This is a genomic window from Labrenzia sp. THAF35 (assembly GCF_009363595.1).
GTDB classification, from domain to species: Bacteria; Pseudomonadota; Alphaproteobacteria; order Rhizobiales; family Stappiaceae; genus Roseibium; species Roseibium algicola.
Map to the genome: position 1 here is coordinate 339,986 of NZ_CP045380.1, position 15,489 is coordinate 355,474.

Genomic DNA, 15,489 nt, shown 5'->3' on the forward strand with positions numbered 1-15,489 from the left:
AAACATGAATGGCCCGTCACTTAATCGATTTGCGTCGCGTTGCCCGACGCCAAACTGCCGTTGCAGCGCGGTTTTGGGCGGTTTCCGGCAAGTTGTTTATGGTTTGTAAATCCTTAATGGCAAGAATTGGGCACCGTTCGCGGAGCGTTACCGCCACTCTCCAGCGCACCGGATACCTTGAGCCTACTGAGAGACACTACGCACCGTGTTCCCGTTTCTGTCGACATTCTTCAAGATCGCGGTCATCTCGCTGCTCGTCGGCGCGGGTCTTTCCTTCGTGAACATCACCGCGCAGGACATTCTGGGCTCCGTCGGCATGAGTCCTCTGGAGCTCTGGATCTATCTGCTGGAGTTTCGGGACTGGGCCATTCCCAACATGATCCTGGGCGCCTTCATCGTCGTGCCGATCTGGCTGGTCATCTACCTGATCCGGCCACCGCGAGCGGGATAACATTTCCCGATCAGGCTGTCTGAGCGGTTTTCCGATGTTTCCAGCGATCAACGGTTTCCTGGAAACTCCGTTTTGCCTTCAGGGCAGTGATCGCCGCGTGGCCTTTGACCGTAAGCGGCAAAAGCATGCGTCGTGTCGGCTGTTCCGTGGCGCCGAACCTGCTTTTGTAACCCTGGTGACCCGTACCGAAACCATAGACCCGAATGTTATTGTCCCGCGCCCAGTAGATCGATTGGACCAGTGCCACCATGCCAGGTGAAAACCGGTGCCATTGCTCCGCCCCGATCGAAATCAGAATAAGGGTGGCGTAGCCATTTTCCACCAACATCGCTACCACGGCGATGGCGTCGTGACCGGACCTCAACGCCAGAACCTTCAGGGGATTTTCCTGCCCCGCTTGGGCCGCCAGGGCGCGATAGAAGTTTTCCCGGTTGTCCTGTTTCATGGAATTGGCGCGGCCGAGAGCTTTGAAACGCTCCTCCTTGGAGACGATCAGAGCTTCGAGAATTTTCACACGCTCTTCAGGGGTCGTTGCTTCGACCAACTGAACGTCTTCGCTTTGGAGCTTGCGAAAGTTGACCCTTGCCTTCTTGTAAATACTTATCCCGGATTTGGCCCCGGCGGCGAGCAGGGCGTCAGTTTCCAGAAAGAGGCTGCTGCTTTCCGGGCTCGCATTTGGATGCACAAAGAAGGGATTATCAGCGCTGCCTATCGATACGTGCAATTTCTTGATGTCCACCACATCGGCACCCGGGATGGCCTCGATCATGACGGACATGACCGCCTGCACCGTTTCAGCGCCTTCGCTTGCGAGCGCTTCGCTCAATACCGGGCCGTTCTGGTCTGCCACGCCAAGGTCGGGAGTGGATGCGATGCGAACCGGACCTTTCCTGAAACGGATCAACGGCAGCAATGCAAGCGGGTCATGCAAACCGGCGCGATAAGCGGCAAGCACTCCGAAAGTGTCGCAGGCAGCAGGTGCCATTTCCTGAAAAAAGCACTCGACGAACCGCGGTGCCTGAAACGCCGAACATATGGCTCCGCCGGGTAGTGACGCCCAAAGCGAGCGCAAAAGGTCCGCGCCGGGCTTCTCATGCCAGACAACATGAAGGTTCTGCCCAGCCACCTGCCCGCGGAAGGTCTCCTTTCCTGCCACGTCCGACATCTCCGTCACGTATCCACCCCATTCCTGCGCAACGCGATCTGAAGCATATCCTGAGCGGCACGATGCGCTTCACGGGCACCGACAAAGAGCCGTCCACGCGTGCTGAGTGGCATAAGAAGACGTCGGGAAGGTTGCTCAACCCCACCGAACCGTTGCTTGTATTCCTGTTGTCCTGTGCCGAAGCTGAACCAGCGAACACCGGTTTGCCCAGCGTGCTGTATCGCCTTGGCGAACAACACCATGCCCGGCGAAAAGGCGTGCCACCGCCGATCCCCGATGGACACCAGCACGGCGGTCGCCTGGGAACCAGACATCATCAACACCATGGCCGCGACGGTCTCTTCTCCGCACTTCAGCGCGATGGCCCTGAAAGGCGAGGATGAAGCTTCCATCTGCGCAAGGCGGATGTAGAAGTCAGCACGGTCTTCACGTTCCAGACTGTCTTTCCGCCCGAGCTGTCGGAACCTGTCGCTGCGCTGCGCCGCAAGTGTCTTGAACAATTCAGTTCGCTCTTCAGGCGTTTCAGCCTCAACCAGGCTGACACCTTCCTTCACGAGCCTGCGAAATTTGGATCTGGTCTTCTTGTAGATGGACTTGCCGCACCAATTGTCCGATCCCTCTCCATCGCGAAGATCGAGGAGAAGGGAACTGTTCTGGGAAATGGTTTCCGGCATGAAGTTCAATGGGTTTTCCCGGGCGTCGATCCGGCCATGCAGTTTATGTATGTCGACGATATCCGCATCGTGGAGACGCTCAAAAAATGCCCGGATCATTGCAACCCGGCACTCTCTGGAGGCCGGGCATCCTGCACCAAGAACCGGCGCATTCTGATCGGCGAGACCAAAATCCGGCATGCCAACGACCCGGATTGGGCCACGCTGGAACCGCACCAGCGGCAACAGCATACAGGGAGAGGCTTCCTCGCCTTGCTCCGCGAAAACGCCCACTGAAAATCGATAATCACCTGTCTTCAGTTTGGTTTCCTGCAAAGCTGCAAGAAACTCCGGCGTCTGAAACGGCGTCGATACAACGCCGCCCTTCAACGAAGACCAAAGACCGCTTATATCCGAAAGCGTTGGAGCTTCGAGTTCACGAACCTTTATCCGGGAAATAGCGCTGCTTTCCAGAGCCAGTAGATGCTCTGTTTCCCGCAATGCCATCACTCGCAATACCCCAATAAAAACCATCGGCCCGGACACACCAATGAAGTGTACCGCCTGGCCGTAAAATAGGCATGGTTTTGTTAAAATTCAGTATTGTCTACAGAATATCACCGACTTCTGGAAGCTTCGGAAATCATCACCCTTCCGCGCCAAAGGCCGCCCTTTCGTCTCGTTCTTTTTGCGCCTGTTGCCGCTTGGTCGCAATGGAGGCGGCAATCACGCCCATGGTGACCAGAGCAACGAGAATGGTACAGACCGCATTGATTTCCGGTGTCACGCCAAGACGCACCTGTGAGTAGATCTTCATTGGCAGCGTGGTGGCGCCTGGTCCCGTGGTGAAGCTGGCGATCACCAGATCGTCCAGAGACAAGGTGAAGGCCAGCATCCAGCCGGCGATGACCCCTGGAAGGATGATCGGCAAGGTGATCAGGAAGAAGGTTTTCACCGGCGGGCAGCCAAGGTCTTCTGCGGCTTCCTCGATCGACTTGTCGAAGCCGACCAGACGCGACTGGACGACAACGGCCACATAACAGCTGGCGAAGGTGGTATGCGCCAGCATCACGGTCCAGAATCCGCGCGTATAGTCCATGGCCACGAACAGCAGCAGCAGCGACAGGCCGAGGATCACTTCCGGCATCACAAGCGGCGCGAAGATCATGCCGGAAAACAGAGACCGGCCGACGAAGCGTCCGGACCGCACCAGCACAAGTGCAGCAATGGTGCCGATGATCGTTGCCAAGGTGGCCGACGCAAAGGCAACCCGCAGGGTCACCCAGGCCGCATCGAGCAACTGATCATTCTGCAGCAGCGACGCGTACCACTTGGTGGAGAAGCCGCCCCAGACCGTCACCAGACGGCTCTCGTTGAAAGAGTAGATCACCAGCAGCACGATGGGCAGGTAAAGGAACGAAAAGCCTACCACCAGCGAGGTGATGTTGAACCAGGTCGGGCCGCGCGTCATCCGTCTCTCTCCGACATTTTCTGCTGCTGGTTCTGGAAGAGCACGATCGGAACCACCAGGATCATCAGAAGGATCACGGCAACCGCAGAAGACACCGGCCAGTCGCGGTTGTTGAAGAACTCGACCCAGAGCGTCTTGCCGATCATCAGGGTGTTGGACCCGCCAAGAAGATCGGGGATGACGAATTCACCGACGGCGGGAATGAACACCAGGAAACACCCCGCGATAACGCCGGGCAGCGACAACGGCACGGTGATTTTCCAGAAGGCCTTCCAGGGTGGACATCCAAGGTCTTCAGCGGCTTCCAAAAGGCTGCCGTCCAGCCGCTCCAGGCTGGCATAGAGCGGCAGAACCAGGAACGGCAGGTAGGAATAGACGATGCCGATAAAGACCGCGATGTTGGTATTCATGATCACCAGCGGTTCGTCGATGATGCCGAGCATCAGGAGAAGCTGGTTGAGCAGGCCTTCGTTTTTCAGGATGCCGATCCAGGCGTAGACGCGGATCAGGAAGCTGGTCCAGAACGGCAGGATCACCAGCATCAGCAGCGTCGGACGCAAGGATTGCGGACTACGTGCCATGCCATAGGCAATCGGGTAGCCAATGATGAGCGTCAGAAGCGTTGAAATAGCCGCGATGACAACCGACGACAGATAGGATTTCCAGTAGAGATCGTCTTCCGTCAGCCAGACATAATTCTCGAAGGAGAATTCCGAGACGCTTTCCCAGATACCGTTCCAGCCTTCTGCCAGATCGAAGGTCGGCACATAGGGCGGAATGGCGACGGCCACCTGCGAAAGGGAAATCTTGAAGACGATCAGGAACGGCGCCAGAAAAAAGATCAGCAGCCAGATGTATGGCACCGAAATCAGCAGCCAGCCGCCGAGCGTCCGTTTGGGTTGAGCGGGAACGTGTACGTCGGACATCGTTTCCTCCTACCCTTTTAGAATGACGCCGGCGTCCCGGTCGAAGGACATGACGACCTCGTCATCCCAGGTGATCGGGTTTTCGACCATGCGCGAGACATTGGCGAAGGTCGCCCGCAACGTATCGCCGTCGTCGTCGCCGACTTTCGAATGGATGATCGACATGTCCCCCAGGTAGGCGATGTCCCAGACAACGCCGTCAATCCTGTTGGGGACGCCCTTTTCGCGGCGCCCCTGGGCAATGCGGACCTTTTCCGGACGAATGGCATACCAGACCCGGTCGCCGACGGCGGCATCGGTCACCTGATCACTTTCGATGGAGAAGTTGTCCGCGACCGAACGCAGCTTCGTACCGGCGTCCGATTTCTCGACGACGTTGGCTTCGATCAGGTTGATGTCGCCGATGAAGTCGGCAACGAATTTGGAATTGGGCGCTTCGTAGATTTCGGCCGGGGTCGCAACCTGCACAAGTTCGCCCTTGTCCATGACGGCAATACGATCGGCCACTGTCATGGCTTCTTCCTGGTCGTGGGTCACGATCAGGAAGGTCATTTTCAGTTCTTCCTGAATGTTCATCAGCTCGAACTGGGTTTCCTCACGCAGCTTGCGGTCAAGCGCGCCGAGCGGTTCATCCAGCAGCAGCACCTTGGGGCGCTTGGCGAGCGAGCGAGCCAACGCGACGCGCTGGCGTTGACCGCCGGAAAGCTGGTGCGGACGACGTTTGGCGAATTGTTCCAGCTTGGTCAGCCGCAGCATTTCGGACACGCGCGCTTCAACTTCCGAGGCCGGCAACTTGTCCTGCTTCAGACCGAAGGCAATGTTCTTCTCGACGCTCATGTGCGGAAACAGCGCGTAGGACTGGAACATCATGTTGGAGGGACGCTTGAAGGGCGGAATTCCGGCCAGGTCCTGGCCATCCAGAAAGATCTGCCCTGAAGTCGGCGTCTCGAAACCCGCCAGCATGCGCATCAAGGTGGTCTTGCCACAGCCCGAGCCACCAAGCAGCGCGAAAAACTCGCGCTCGTAGATTTTCAGGGACAGGTCTTTGACCGCGGTGAAATCACCGAACTTCTTTGTGACATTCCGGAATTCGATAAACGGTGTCTTGTCCGGATCGTCCCACGGGCTGTAGGCCCGACGCACCGGTCCAATCGATTTCTTCGCCAAAACAATCTCCCACCCCTAAGAGACCTTCCCAAGACTAAATCGCCGGACCCTTGGAAAGGGCCCGGCGGTGTTCGTGTTCGCTTACTGGCCGCTCTTGACCGAGGTCCAGGTGCGGGTCACGACCCGGTTCACCTTCGGAGGATAGGGGGTGACGGTGTAGAGGTTCTTCACCGCTTCCTCGGTCGGGTAGATCGCCGGATCCCCGATCACGTCCTCGTTGAGGAATTCCTGCGACGCCTTGTTGCCGTTGGCGTAGTAGACGACGTTGGAAGCCTTCGCCATCACTTCAGGACGCATGATGTAGTTCAGGAACTCGTGCGCCTCTTCCTTGTGCGGAGCATCGGCCGGGATCGCCATCTGGTCGAACCACATCAGCGCGCCCTCTTTCGGGATCGAATATTCGACGGTCACACCGTTGTCGGCTTCCGCCGCACGGTCGCGCGCCTGCAGAACGTCACCGGACCAGCCGACCGCAAGGCAGATATCGCCATTGGCAAGAGCGTTGATGTATTCGGAAGAATGGAACTTCTGGATGTACGGGCGAACCGACATCAGGAGCTCACCGGCCTTTTCGATTTCCGCCGGATCCTTGCTGTCCGGATCGAGACCCAGATAGTTGAGGGCAGCCGGGATCAGTTCGGTCGGAGCGTCCAGGATGAACACGCCACAATCCTTCAGCTTCTCGATGTTCTCCTTCTTGAACAGGAGATCCCAGCTGTCCACCGGCGGGTTGTCGCCGAGCGCGGCCTTCACCTTGTCGACATTGTAGCCGAAGCCGGTGGTGCCCCACATGTAGTTTATCGAGTGCTTGTTGCCCGGATCATACTTGTCGACGCGTGCCTCGATGTCCTTCCACATGTTGGACAGGTTGGTCAGCTTGGACTTGTCGAGTTCAGAGAAAACACCGGCTTGAATCTGGCGGGCCAGGAAGGTTCCGGTCGGGACGACGACATCGTAGCCGGTACCGCCTGCCAGCAGCTTGGTTTCCAGCACTTCGTTGCTGTCGAACACGTCGTAGACAACCTTGATGCCGGTTTCCTTGGTGAAGTCTTCCAGGATGGTCTCGTCGATGTAGTCGGACCAGTTGTAGACATTCACGACCTTGTCCTGGGCGAATGCAGCACCGCTCATCAGGCTGAGAACGGCGACCCCGGTCAACATGGATTTAAACGTCATTTGAGAACTCCCCTCAGAGTTTTGTCAGTGGCCCTTTGATGGCCTAGTGCCTGAATGCAAATGGACATTTGCGCTGTTTGCGTCTTGTCTGTCCCGCAGATTGGCTATGGCGCCGGTTTTTGTCCAGCGTCGATTTTGGGCAGCAGCCGATCACAAATACGTCTGTCGCTCAAGCGACGAGATCTCCCGCCCAAATTCGTTCAGTTCCTCCCGTTTGATCTCGGTAAGTACCTTGTGCATTTCCTTTCCGACCGCCTGTTTCATCAGCTTGGAGGCTTCAAAAGCGTCAATGGCTTCGTCCATCCAGGGGGTCAGTCGCTTCTTGCGTTTCTCATACGCATTGCCGGTCACGGGCGCAGGCGGATCCTTTTTCAGCCTGAGGCCTTCCATCATGCCGGCGAGAATGCCCGTCAGCACAAGATAGGGGTTGGCGTCGGCGCCTGCGATCCGGTGTTCGACACGGGCAGCTTCCGGTGTAGAGGCAGGAACGCGCAACGCCACGGAGCGGTTGTCGTAGCCCCAGCAGATAGAGGCCGGGGCATAGGAGCCAGGCTGCATCCGGCGGAAACCGTTGAAGGTTGAGATGAACAGCAACAGAGCTTCCGGCATGGTCTTCAAAAGACCGTTGATGGCATATCCCAGCCGGTCTGCGCCGGTTTCCGGATCCGCGAACAAATTGCCGTTATCGTCTTCCATGGACACGTGCACATGCATGCCGTTGCCGGGCCATTCCACGAAAGGCTTGGCCATGAAGGACGCCTTGAGTTCGTGCTTGCGGGCGACACCTGCCACCAGGCGGCGCAGCATGACAACGTCATCGGCCGCCAGGAGCGGGTTGCGACGATGGTGCAGATTGAGTTCGAACTGGCCGGGCGCGGCTTCGGAAACCGCAGCGTCCGCCGGAATGCCCTGAACCTCGCAGGCCTTCCGCAGATCGTCCACCACCGGCAGCAAGGCCTCGAGGTCGGACAGCGCGTACATGTTCTGGCGGGCAGGGCCGAGATGGGTGGAGAACAACGGCTTGGGCTGCTCCGTCCAGTCGCCGTCACTTTCCTCGAACAGATAGAATTCCAACTCGAAGGCGCAGGTGGCGGTCACGCCGAATTCGTCCTTCAGCCGGTCGACCATGTTTTCCAGAACGTGACGCGGGTCTGCCAGGAACGGATCGCCGTCCCGATCGTACATGGACAAAAGCACCTGGGCGGTCTTGCGGTCGGTCCAGGGAACAAGCTTCAGCGTTTCGGGGATCGGCCAGCAGACACCGTCCTTGTCACCCGTTTCCAGATGCATGCCGGTGGCCTCGACCTCACGCCCCCAGACATCAAGCCCGTAAAGCGAATAGGGAAAGGCCACGCCGCCCTCGAATACCTTTTCGAGCGCCTTGCCCGGCAACCACTTGCCGCGCAGCACGCCGTTGGTATCGGGCAGAATGACCTCGAGCGTATCAAGATCGGGATGGGCGGCCATGAAGGCCTCGAAGTCCGTCTTCCAGCCGGGCAGCGCCGGATGCTCGAGGATCTGGTGGGGAAGCTCGTTCATTTAGAGTTTTTACGCCCCTGCGTCTTGCTGGACTAAGCCGTCCGCACTCCTGCGGCAGCCGGCAGCTTTTGTTTGCGTCCTTTTCAAAAATGTGATCACTTTCGGAAAACCCTGTCAAGCGGGATCGCATAAATTGACTGTTTGACTTTTTCGGGAGGACGTCTTTGGCCCTTCGGCAATCCGCTTTGCAATCCGGCCCCGTGAAGGAGGCCAGCGGCCCTTCCACGTCCCGTGGTGCAACCCGTGGGCAGGTCGACAATGCCGTCCGGTCCGGGCTGCTTACAGGCCGGTTCATACCTGGAAAAGCCGTGACAATCCGGGGGCTTGCCGCAGAACTTGGCGTCAGCCCGATGCCAGTGCGCGAAGTGTTGCAACGGCTTGCGGCAGAAAACGCTCTCGAGGTGAAACCGAACGGCCGGGTACAGATACCCGACATGACCCCGGCCCGCTTCGACGAGGTGCTGAAAGCAAGACTTCTTCTGGAACCGGAATTGGCCGAATTGGCCCTGCCGCACCTGACATCCAAGGATGCAAAGGACCTTCAATCGATCGATGACGACATCGACGAGCGGCTCACAAGTGGCGATGCAGAAGCCTACATGCGGCTCAACCACGCCTTTCACTTCCGCATTTACAGGGCGTCCGGATCCAAGGTTCTGCTGCCGCTGATCGACAGTCTCTGGCTGCAGTTCGCGCCATTCATGCGTACGGTTTACGGACGGGTCGGCACTGCCAGTCTTGAGGACCGTCACAAGGAAGCCATCCGCGCGATCGAAGATCAGGACGGCGCTGCACTGCGGGCTGCGATCGCGGCCGATATTGCCGACGGCATGGGGCTTCTCGGCAAGGAAATCCTGTCAAATGCATCAGGCGGTTGATCCTTTTTGAAAGCCATGTCATTTTGTGATCACAAAATGATTTCTCCGACCCGGGACAGCCCCATGCAGACAGGCACTTGATAACGCCCCTGTTTGCCGTCCAAATGGCCTTCCCTGCCCCGGCCAAAGTGCCAAAACCATTGGAGCTTCTTGTGACTGCTGAAACGCCTGCCAGCGAAAGCGAAAATCCGATCGACAGCCTGCGCGGTGTTCCCGATGTCGATGCGGCCCGTGACTGGCTCAACGCGCGCAACATCCAGGATATCGAATGCATCGTTCCGGACCTTGCCGGTGTTGCCCGCGGCAAGATGATGCCGACTGGCAAGTTTTTCTCCGGCCCGGTGATGACGATGCCTGCTTCGATCTTCGCGCAGACGATCTCGGGCGATTATCCGGACGACGACGACTGGTTTCAGCACAACCCCATCGACGGCGATCTCTATTTCAAGCCCGACTACAGCACCCTTACCACCGTGCCCTGGGAAAGCGACCCGACCGCGCAGCTGATCCACGACGCCGTCACCCGGCAGGGTGCACCGGTCGAGACCGCCCCGCGCAATGTCTTGAAGCGTGTTCTCAAACTCTACGAGGACAAGGGCTGGGAGCCTGTCGTGGCGCCGGAAATCGAGTTTTACCTCGTCCGTCCGAACACGGATCCTGACTATCCGCTTGAGCCGCCGCGGGGCCGGTCCGGCCGTCCGGAAGTCGGCCGACAGTCCTATTCGATTTCCGCGCTGAACGAATTCGACGACCTGATCGACGACATCTACGACCTGTCGGAACAGCAGGGCCTCGAGATCGACACGATGATCCACGAGGAAGGCGCAGCGCAGATGGAAATCAACCTGCGCCATGGCCAACCGCTGGCCCTGGCCGACCAGGTGTTCCTGTTCAAGCGCACCATCCGTGAGGCCGCGCTGCGTCACGAAATGTATGCCACCTTCATGTCGAAGCCGATGTCGAACCAGCCCGGTTCGGCGATGCATATTCACCAGTCGGTGGTCGACAAGGAAACCGGCCTCAACATCTTCGCGGATGAAAACGGCGAGGAAACACAGGCGTTCCTGTCATTCATCGCCGGGCACCAGCGGTTCCTTCCGCGGGTCACCTGCATCATGGCGCCTTTCGTCAATTCCTATCGCCGGTTCTCCAAGACCTCGACCGCACCGGTGAATGTCTACTGGGGCTACGACAACCGCACGGTGGGTCTGCGTGTGCCTTATTCCAACGCCCAGGCACGTCGTCTGGAAAACCGGGTACCGGGGTCCGACGTCAACCCGTATCTCGCGATCGCCGCAAGCCTTGCCTGCGGGTACCTGGGAATGGTCCACGGGCTCAAGCCAGATTCGCCGAAATCCGACGACTGCTCGGAACGGTCCAAGTCCCTGCCGCGAGGTCTGCCAGAGGCGCTGGCCAAGTTCGAAAAATCCGACGAGATGATCGAGGTATTCGGCGAACAGTTCGTCGCCACCTACCGCGCGATCAAATACGAGGAATTTGAAACCTTCATGTCCGTGATCAGCCCCTGGGAGCGGGAATACCTGCTGCTCAACGTCTGATCCCGTCTGTCACTATCCGGAGCGTTCGCCAATGACGGCCCATTCCAACATCTATCCGACCAAGGCCCTTCAGGAACTCGATGCCGCCCATCACTGGCATCCTTTTTCCGACATGAAGTCGCTGAACCAGGAAGGCAGCCGGGTGATCACCCATGCCGACGGTATCTGGCTGACGGATTCGGAAGGCAACCGGATCCTCGACGGCATGGCCGGTCTGTGGTGCGTGCAGGTTGGCCATGGCCGCAAGGAGATTGCGGATGCGGTCTACAAGCAGATGAACGAACTGTCCTATTACAACACGTTCTTCAAGACGACCCATCCGCCCGCAATTGCCTTGTCTGAAAAGCTGGCGAAACTGGCACCCGATCACATCAACAGGGTGTTCTACTGTTCGTCCGGGTCCGAGGCCAACGACACCGTGTTCCGCATGGTCCGCACCTATTGGGACAAGATGGGCAAGCCGGACAAGAAGGTGATTATCGGCCGCTGGAACGGCTATCACGGCTCTACGCTCGCCGGCACCAGCCTCGGCGGCATGAAGGGCATGCACCAGCAGGGCGGCCTTCCGGTTCCGGGCGTGCATCACATCGACCAGCCCTACTGGTTCGGTGAAGGCCATGAAATGAGCCCGGAAGAGTTCGGCGTCTTTGCCGCGCGCAAACTGGAAGAAGCCATTGACGAGATCGGCGAGGACAAGGTTGCGGCCTTCATCGCCGAACCGATCCAGGGCGCTGGTGGTGTCATCATTCCGCCGGAGACCTATTGGCCGGAAATCCGCCGTATCCTCGACGAACGGGATATCCTCTTTGTTTCCGACGAGGTCATCTGCGGTTTCGGCCGTCTCGGCGAATGGTTCGGTTCGACCCACTACGGCATGAAGCCGGACCTGATGCCCATCGCCAAGGGCCTGACGTCCGGCTATCTGCCGATGGGCGGTGTCATGGTGTCCGATCGCGTGGCCGAAGGCCTGATGCTTTCGGGTGAAGAGTTCTACCACGGCTACACCTATTCCGGTCACCCTGCCTGCGCCGCGGCTGCACTCGCCAACCTGGAAATCATCGAGCGCGAAGGCCTGGTCGAGCGCGTCAAGACCGATATCGGTCCCTATCTCAAGGAACGCTGGCTGAAGCTGGGCGATCACCCTCTGATCGGCGAAGCCCGCATGACCGGCCTTGTCGGTGCGCTGGAACTGGTGCCGGACAAGAAAAACCCGCATCGACCGTTCAAGGATGTCGGCACGGCCGGCACCATCTGCCGCGACATTTCCTTCGGCAACGGCATGGTCATGCGCGCGGTGCGCGACAGCCTGATCATTTCGCCGCCGCTGGTCCTGACCCACGAGGAGGCAGATATTCTGGTGAAGACCGCCGAGAAAACCCTCGATGAGACCTATCAGGTCCTGAAGCGTGACGGCTGGATAGGCTGACACCGACAGCCGAACCGGTTGCGGGGACGATGAAACATGCGTCATCTTGGCATCGGTTCGGCTTCTCTTAATTTGCTAACATCCGAATATAACCTGATCGGTGATTGAACCGGCTCGGGGCCGGCGTGCTGCCTGCCTGACGGCGGTCCACCTGCAAAATGGTAATCCTGGGTGAGAGACATTGATGTTCGGACGTGTTTTCAGACTGGGAAAGCGGGATTTCTCATCCCTTTCCGAACAGGAAATCCTGGCGCTTGCGATTTCCTCCGAGGAGGACGATGCCCGCATCTACAAGGCTTATGCCGATGGTCTGCGTGACCAGTATCCGCAATCGGCCAAGGTCTTCGACGACATGGCCGCAGAGGAAAACCAGCACCGGCGGAGACTGATCGAACAGCACCGGGCTCGGTTCGGCGAAACGATCCCTCTCATACGCCGGGAACATGTGCGCGGCTATTACGACCGCAAGCCCGACTGGCTGGTGCGCCCTCTCGGACTGGAGAAGGTCCGTGCCATGGCCGAGGAAATGGAGGCGCAGGCCTATCGCTTCTACACCGAAGCTGCCAAGCGCACCTCGGATGCAGGAACCCGCAAGCTTCTGGGCGATCTTGCGATTGCCGAGAAAGGCCACGAGAGTCTCGCCCAGCGCCTTGGAGCCAAACACACGCCCGACGACGTGCAGGAACAGGAGCGCCAGACCGAACGCCGGCAATTCATCCTGACCTACGTCCAGCCGGGCCTTGCGGGTTTGATGGACGGCTCGGTATCAACGCTGGCTCCGATCTTTGCTGCCGCCTTCGCGACGCAGGATACCTGGCAGACCTTCCTGGTCGGCCTGTCGGCCTCCGTCGGGGCGGGCATTTCCATGGGCTTTACCGAAGCGGCCCATGACGACGGCGTGCTCTCGGGACGCGGATCACCACTGAAGCGCGGCCTCGCTTCGGGCATCATGACCGCCCTCGGCGGCCTTGGTCACGCGCTCCCCTATCTCATTCCCGAATTCTGGACAGCGACAACTGTCGCCGCATTCATCGTTTTCATCGAATTGTGGGCGATCGCATGGATCCAGAACCGCTACATGGAAACACCGTTTCTGCGGGCGGCCTTCCAGGTTGTCCTCGGTGGTTCGCTGGTCTTTGCGGCAGGCGTTCTCATCGGCAACGCCTAGAAGATCACACGGATCGGAGTTGCCCGGCTTAACGGCCGGCAACTCTCCCTTTCGGCCAGGTCATGCCCTGATCGCAGGCAAGTTTTCACTTTTTTTCGGTCGGCTGTCGGATAAGCTCGCGCCTGCACGTTCCTTGGGTATCAATCCAAGCAACCGGAGGGACCCACATGCTTTTTTCCGTTTTGATTTACGCCAGCGAAGATTTCATTGACGCTCTGCCACCGGAAGAGCTCGCCACCGTTTATCAGAAACACGGCGCCTTTCACGAACACACAAAGACAAACAACTCCTTCGCCGTTGCAACCAAGTTGATGTCGACGGGAACGTCGGTCACGATCAACAAGGACAAGGACGACTTTATTGTCACCGACGGGCCTTTTGCCGAAACGAAAGAGCAGTTCATGGGCTTCTACGTGATCGACTGCCCGACACTGGAGGACGCCATCGAGGCGGTGAAGATCCTGCCGCTGGATCATGGTCGCATCGAAATTCGTCCGGTGGAATTCTTCGAGGGAGCCGATTTCAAGAATGCCGAGCGCCTGGTTATCAGCGCATCTTAGGGCTGCCCGCCCGCGCGTCCTGGCAGCGCTCAACCGCGTCTTCGGCGACATTGACCTTGCCGAGGATGCGTTTCAGGACGCCTCGTTGAAGGCGCTCAAGGCGTGGTCGCCCGACCGGATGCCGGCGGATCCGGTTGCCTGGCTGATCATAGCCGGACGCAATGCCGGCATCGATACGCTGCGGAAACGAAAAAAGGAAACCCTCACCGCACCGGATGATCTCGAGCCTCTTCCCGAAGGCCCGCACCCGGAAGACGAGCTGACCCAATCGCTGGATCATGCCGTCTACCGGGACGACATCCTGCGTCTTCTGTTTACCTGCTGCCACCCGGTGCTGCGCCGGGACCAGCAGATTGCCCTTTCCCTGAAAATTGTCGCTGGTCTTGCTGTGGAGGAGATTGCCCGTGCATTTCTGGTACAGGCGAAGACCATGGAACAGCGCATCACGCGTGCGAAGAAACGGCTGCAGGCGGCCAAACTGAGCTATGAGGAACCGGACAGAACCGCCCGTGCCGAGCGACTTTCCGCTGTAGCCAATGCCATCTATCTGATCTTCAACGAAGGCTATGCGGCTTCGCAGGGTGAAGAACTGATCCGCGAGCCCCTGTGTGAGGAAGCGATCCGCCTGGCCCGCCTGATCGTTCGGCTGTTTCCCGAAGAACCGGAACTGCGCGGCTTTCTGGCCCTTTGCCTGATCCAGCATTCCCGCCGCAAGGCCCGGCTGAGCCGGAGCGGCGCTGCCGTAACGCTGGAAGACCAGGACCGTTCGCTTTGGGACCGGAAACTGATCGCCGAAGGCAACATTCTGCTTGAGGCCGCCTTGCGCAAGGCGCGGCCCGGCCCCTTTCAGATCGAGGCAGCCATTGCCTCGACACACACCCAGGCTGCGACCTACGCGACCACCGACTGGGTCGAGATCGACCGGCTCTACCGTGCTCTGGAACATATCCGGCCTTCACCGGTTGTGGCGCTCAACCGCGCCGTGGTCCAGGCAAAGCTGAACGGGGCCCAGGCCGGCTTGTGCCGCCTGGAGCAACTGGCTGGCTCTCTGGAGCGCTACCCGAACTTTCACGTTGTCCGCGCTACCTTTATGGAAGAACTGGGCCTGATCGAAGAGGCTCAAGCTGCTTACCGCAAAGCGCTGGAATTTGCGGGAACCGATGTCGACCGCGACCATATCCGCCGGAAGATGAAGGTTTCTGGCGGACAATAAGCCTGTTTCGAACCTCGTTTTGTTCAGATCCTGCCAGACCAAAATATTTTTGGTCCCCCCTGTCGGTTCTGCCTGTCGCCTGCCGTCCTCTGATCACCTGGTACTGCCAGGCAATTGTTTTCAACACAGAGGATAAA

The 15,489-nt window shown here is 58.8% G+C and carries 14 protein-coding genes; 7 read left to right on the top strand and 7 right to left on the bottom strand.

Going from position 1 to position 15,489, the window contains the following annotated elements; genetic code table 11:
- The first annotated feature begins 205 nt into the window (after window positions 1-205).
- Window positions 206-451: a DUF6460 domain-containing protein gene (locus FIU93_RS01570; protein WP_006940008.1), complete on the top strand. Its 246-nt coding sequence runs from the start codon at window positions 206-208 to the stop codon at window positions 449-451.
- A gap of 10 nt (window positions 452-461) precedes the next feature.
- Here the strand turns inward: FIU93_RS01570 and FIU93_RS01575 are convergent, their stop codons facing one another.
- From FIU93_RS01575 to FIU93_RS01605, 7 genes are all read right to left on the bottom strand, one after another.
- The gene (locus FIU93_RS01575; RefSeq protein WP_173017242.1) at window positions 462-1,607 is read right to left on the bottom strand and encodes a GNAT family N-acetyltransferase; all 1,146 of its coding nucleotides are present in this window, start codon (window positions 1,605-1,607) and stop codon (window positions 462-464) included.
- Window positions 1,608-1,621: 14 nt separating this feature from the next.
- Window positions 1,622-2,776, bottom strand: a complete 1,155-nt coding sequence (locus FIU93_RS01580; protein WP_173017243.1) for a GNAT family N-acetyltransferase — start codon at window positions 2,774-2,776, stop codon at window positions 1,622-1,624.
- Between the two features lie 139 nt (window positions 2,777-2,915).
- Entirely contained in the window at window positions 2,916-3,740 is an 825-nt protein-coding gene (locus tag FIU93_RS01585; RefSeq protein WP_023002185.1) for an ABC transporter permease subunit, read from the bottom strand.
- On the bottom strand, window positions 3,737-4,666 hold the full coding sequence (locus FIU93_RS01590; RefSeq protein ID WP_055657590.1) for an ABC transporter permease subunit: 930 nt from the start codon (window positions 4,664-4,666) through the stop codon (window positions 3,737-3,739). Before FIU93_RS01590 ends, FIU93_RS01585 begins: the two co-directional genes overlap by 4 nt.
- Before the next feature lie 9 nt (window positions 4,667-4,675).
- The gene (locus tag FIU93_RS01595) at window positions 4,676-5,833 is read right to left on the bottom strand and encodes an ABC transporter ATP-binding protein (RefSeq protein ID WP_062490395.1); all 1,158 of its coding nucleotides are present in this window, start codon (window positions 5,831-5,833) and stop codon (window positions 4,676-4,678) included.
- Window positions 5,834-5,914: 81 nt separating this feature from the next.
- Window positions 5,915-7,009 carry a polyamine ABC transporter substrate-binding protein gene (locus FIU93_RS01600; RefSeq protein ID WP_031269801.1) on the bottom strand — a complete coding sequence of 365 codons (1,095 nt, stop codon included), beginning with the start codon at window positions 7,007-7,009 and terminating at the stop codon, window positions 5,915-5,917.
- Between the two features lie 150 nt (window positions 7,010-7,159).
- Window positions 7,160-8,548 (bottom strand): glutamine synthetase family protein, encoded by a 1,389-nt coding sequence (locus tag FIU93_RS01605; RefSeq protein ID WP_023002189.1) that lies wholly within the window; start codon window positions 8,546-8,548, stop codon window positions 7,160-7,162.
- A gap of 200 nt (window positions 8,549-8,748) precedes the next feature.
- Here FIU93_RS01605 and FIU93_RS01610 point away from each other — a divergent pair, with 200 nt between their 5' ends.
- The 6 genes from FIU93_RS01610 to FIU93_RS01635 all read left to right on the top strand — a co-directional run bounded on the left by FIU93_RS01610 (window position 8,749) and on the right by FIU93_RS01635 (window position 15,352).
- Window positions 8,749-9,426, top strand: a complete 678-nt coding sequence (locus FIU93_RS01610; protein WP_055657586.1) for a GntR family transcriptional regulator — start codon at window positions 8,749-8,751, stop codon at window positions 9,424-9,426.
- Window positions 9,427-9,578: 152 nt separating this feature from the next.
- A complete protein-coding gene (locus FIU93_RS01615; RefSeq protein ID WP_031269805.1) occupies window positions 9,579-10,985 on the top strand; it encodes a glutamine synthetase family protein in 1,407 nt (468 codons plus the stop codon).
- Window positions 10,986-11,016: 31 nt separating this feature from the next.
- Entirely contained in the window at window positions 11,017-12,411 is a 1,395-nt protein-coding gene (locus tag FIU93_RS01620; RefSeq protein ID WP_023002192.1) for an aspartate aminotransferase family protein, read from the top strand.
- Window positions 12,412-12,595: 184 nt separating this feature from the next.
- Window positions 12,596-13,579: an iron exporter MbfA gene (gene mbfA / locus FIU93_RS01625; RefSeq protein WP_023002193.1), complete on the top strand. Its 984-nt coding sequence runs from the start codon at window positions 12,596-12,598 to the stop codon at window positions 13,577-13,579.
- A gap of 167 nt (window positions 13,580-13,746) precedes the next feature.
- Window positions 13,747-14,139, top strand: coding sequence for a YciI family protein (locus tag FIU93_RS01630; RefSeq protein WP_023002194.1), 393 nt, complete (start codon window positions 13,747-13,749; stop codon window positions 14,137-14,139).
- Window positions 14,108-15,352, top strand: a complete 1,245-nt coding sequence (locus tag FIU93_RS01635) for an RNA polymerase sigma factor (protein ID WP_152504666.1) — start codon at window positions 14,108-14,110, stop codon at window positions 15,350-15,352. The genes FIU93_RS01630 and FIU93_RS01635 overlap by 32 nt, the downstream gene beginning before the upstream one ends.
- Window positions 15,353-15,489: the final 137 nt, after the last annotated feature.

Bases quoted from the DNA above. Each gene is read 5' to 3' on its own strand.
- FIU93_RS01590 (WP_055657590.1), bottom strand. From the start codon at position 4,666: ATGTCCGACGTACACGTTCCCGCTCAACCCAAACGGACGCTCGGCGGC.
- FIU93_RS01630 (WP_023002194.1), top strand. From the start codon at position 13,747: ATGCTTTTTTCCGTTTTGATTTACGCCAGCGAAGATTTCATTGACGCT.
- FIU93_RS01600 (WP_031269801.1), bottom strand. From the start codon at position 7,009: ATGACGTTTAAATCCATGTTGACCGGGGTCGCCGTTCTCAGCCTGATG.
- FIU93_RS01585 (WP_023002185.1), bottom strand. From the start codon at position 3,740: ATGACGCGCGGCCCGACCTGGTTCAACATCACCTCGCTGGTGGTAGGC.
- FIU93_RS01620 (WP_023002192.1), top strand. From the start codon at position 11,017: ATGACGGCCCATTCCAACATCTATCCGACCAAGGCCCTTCAGGAACTC.
- FIU93_RS01580 (WP_173017243.1), bottom strand. From the start codon at position 2,776: ATGGCATTGCGGGAAACAGAGCATCTACTGGCTCTGGAAAGCAGCGCT.
- FIU93_RS01635 (WP_152504666.1), top strand. From the start codon at position 14,108: ATGCCGAGCGCCTGGTTATCAGCGCATCTTAGGGCTGCCCGCCCGCGC.
- FIU93_RS01605 (WP_023002189.1), bottom strand. From the start codon at position 8,548: ATGAACGAGCTTCCCCACCAGATCCTCGAGCATCCGGCGCTGCCCGGC.
- mbfA (WP_023002193.1), top strand. From the start codon at position 12,596: ATGTTCGGACGTGTTTTCAGACTGGGAAAGCGGGATTTCTCATCCCTT.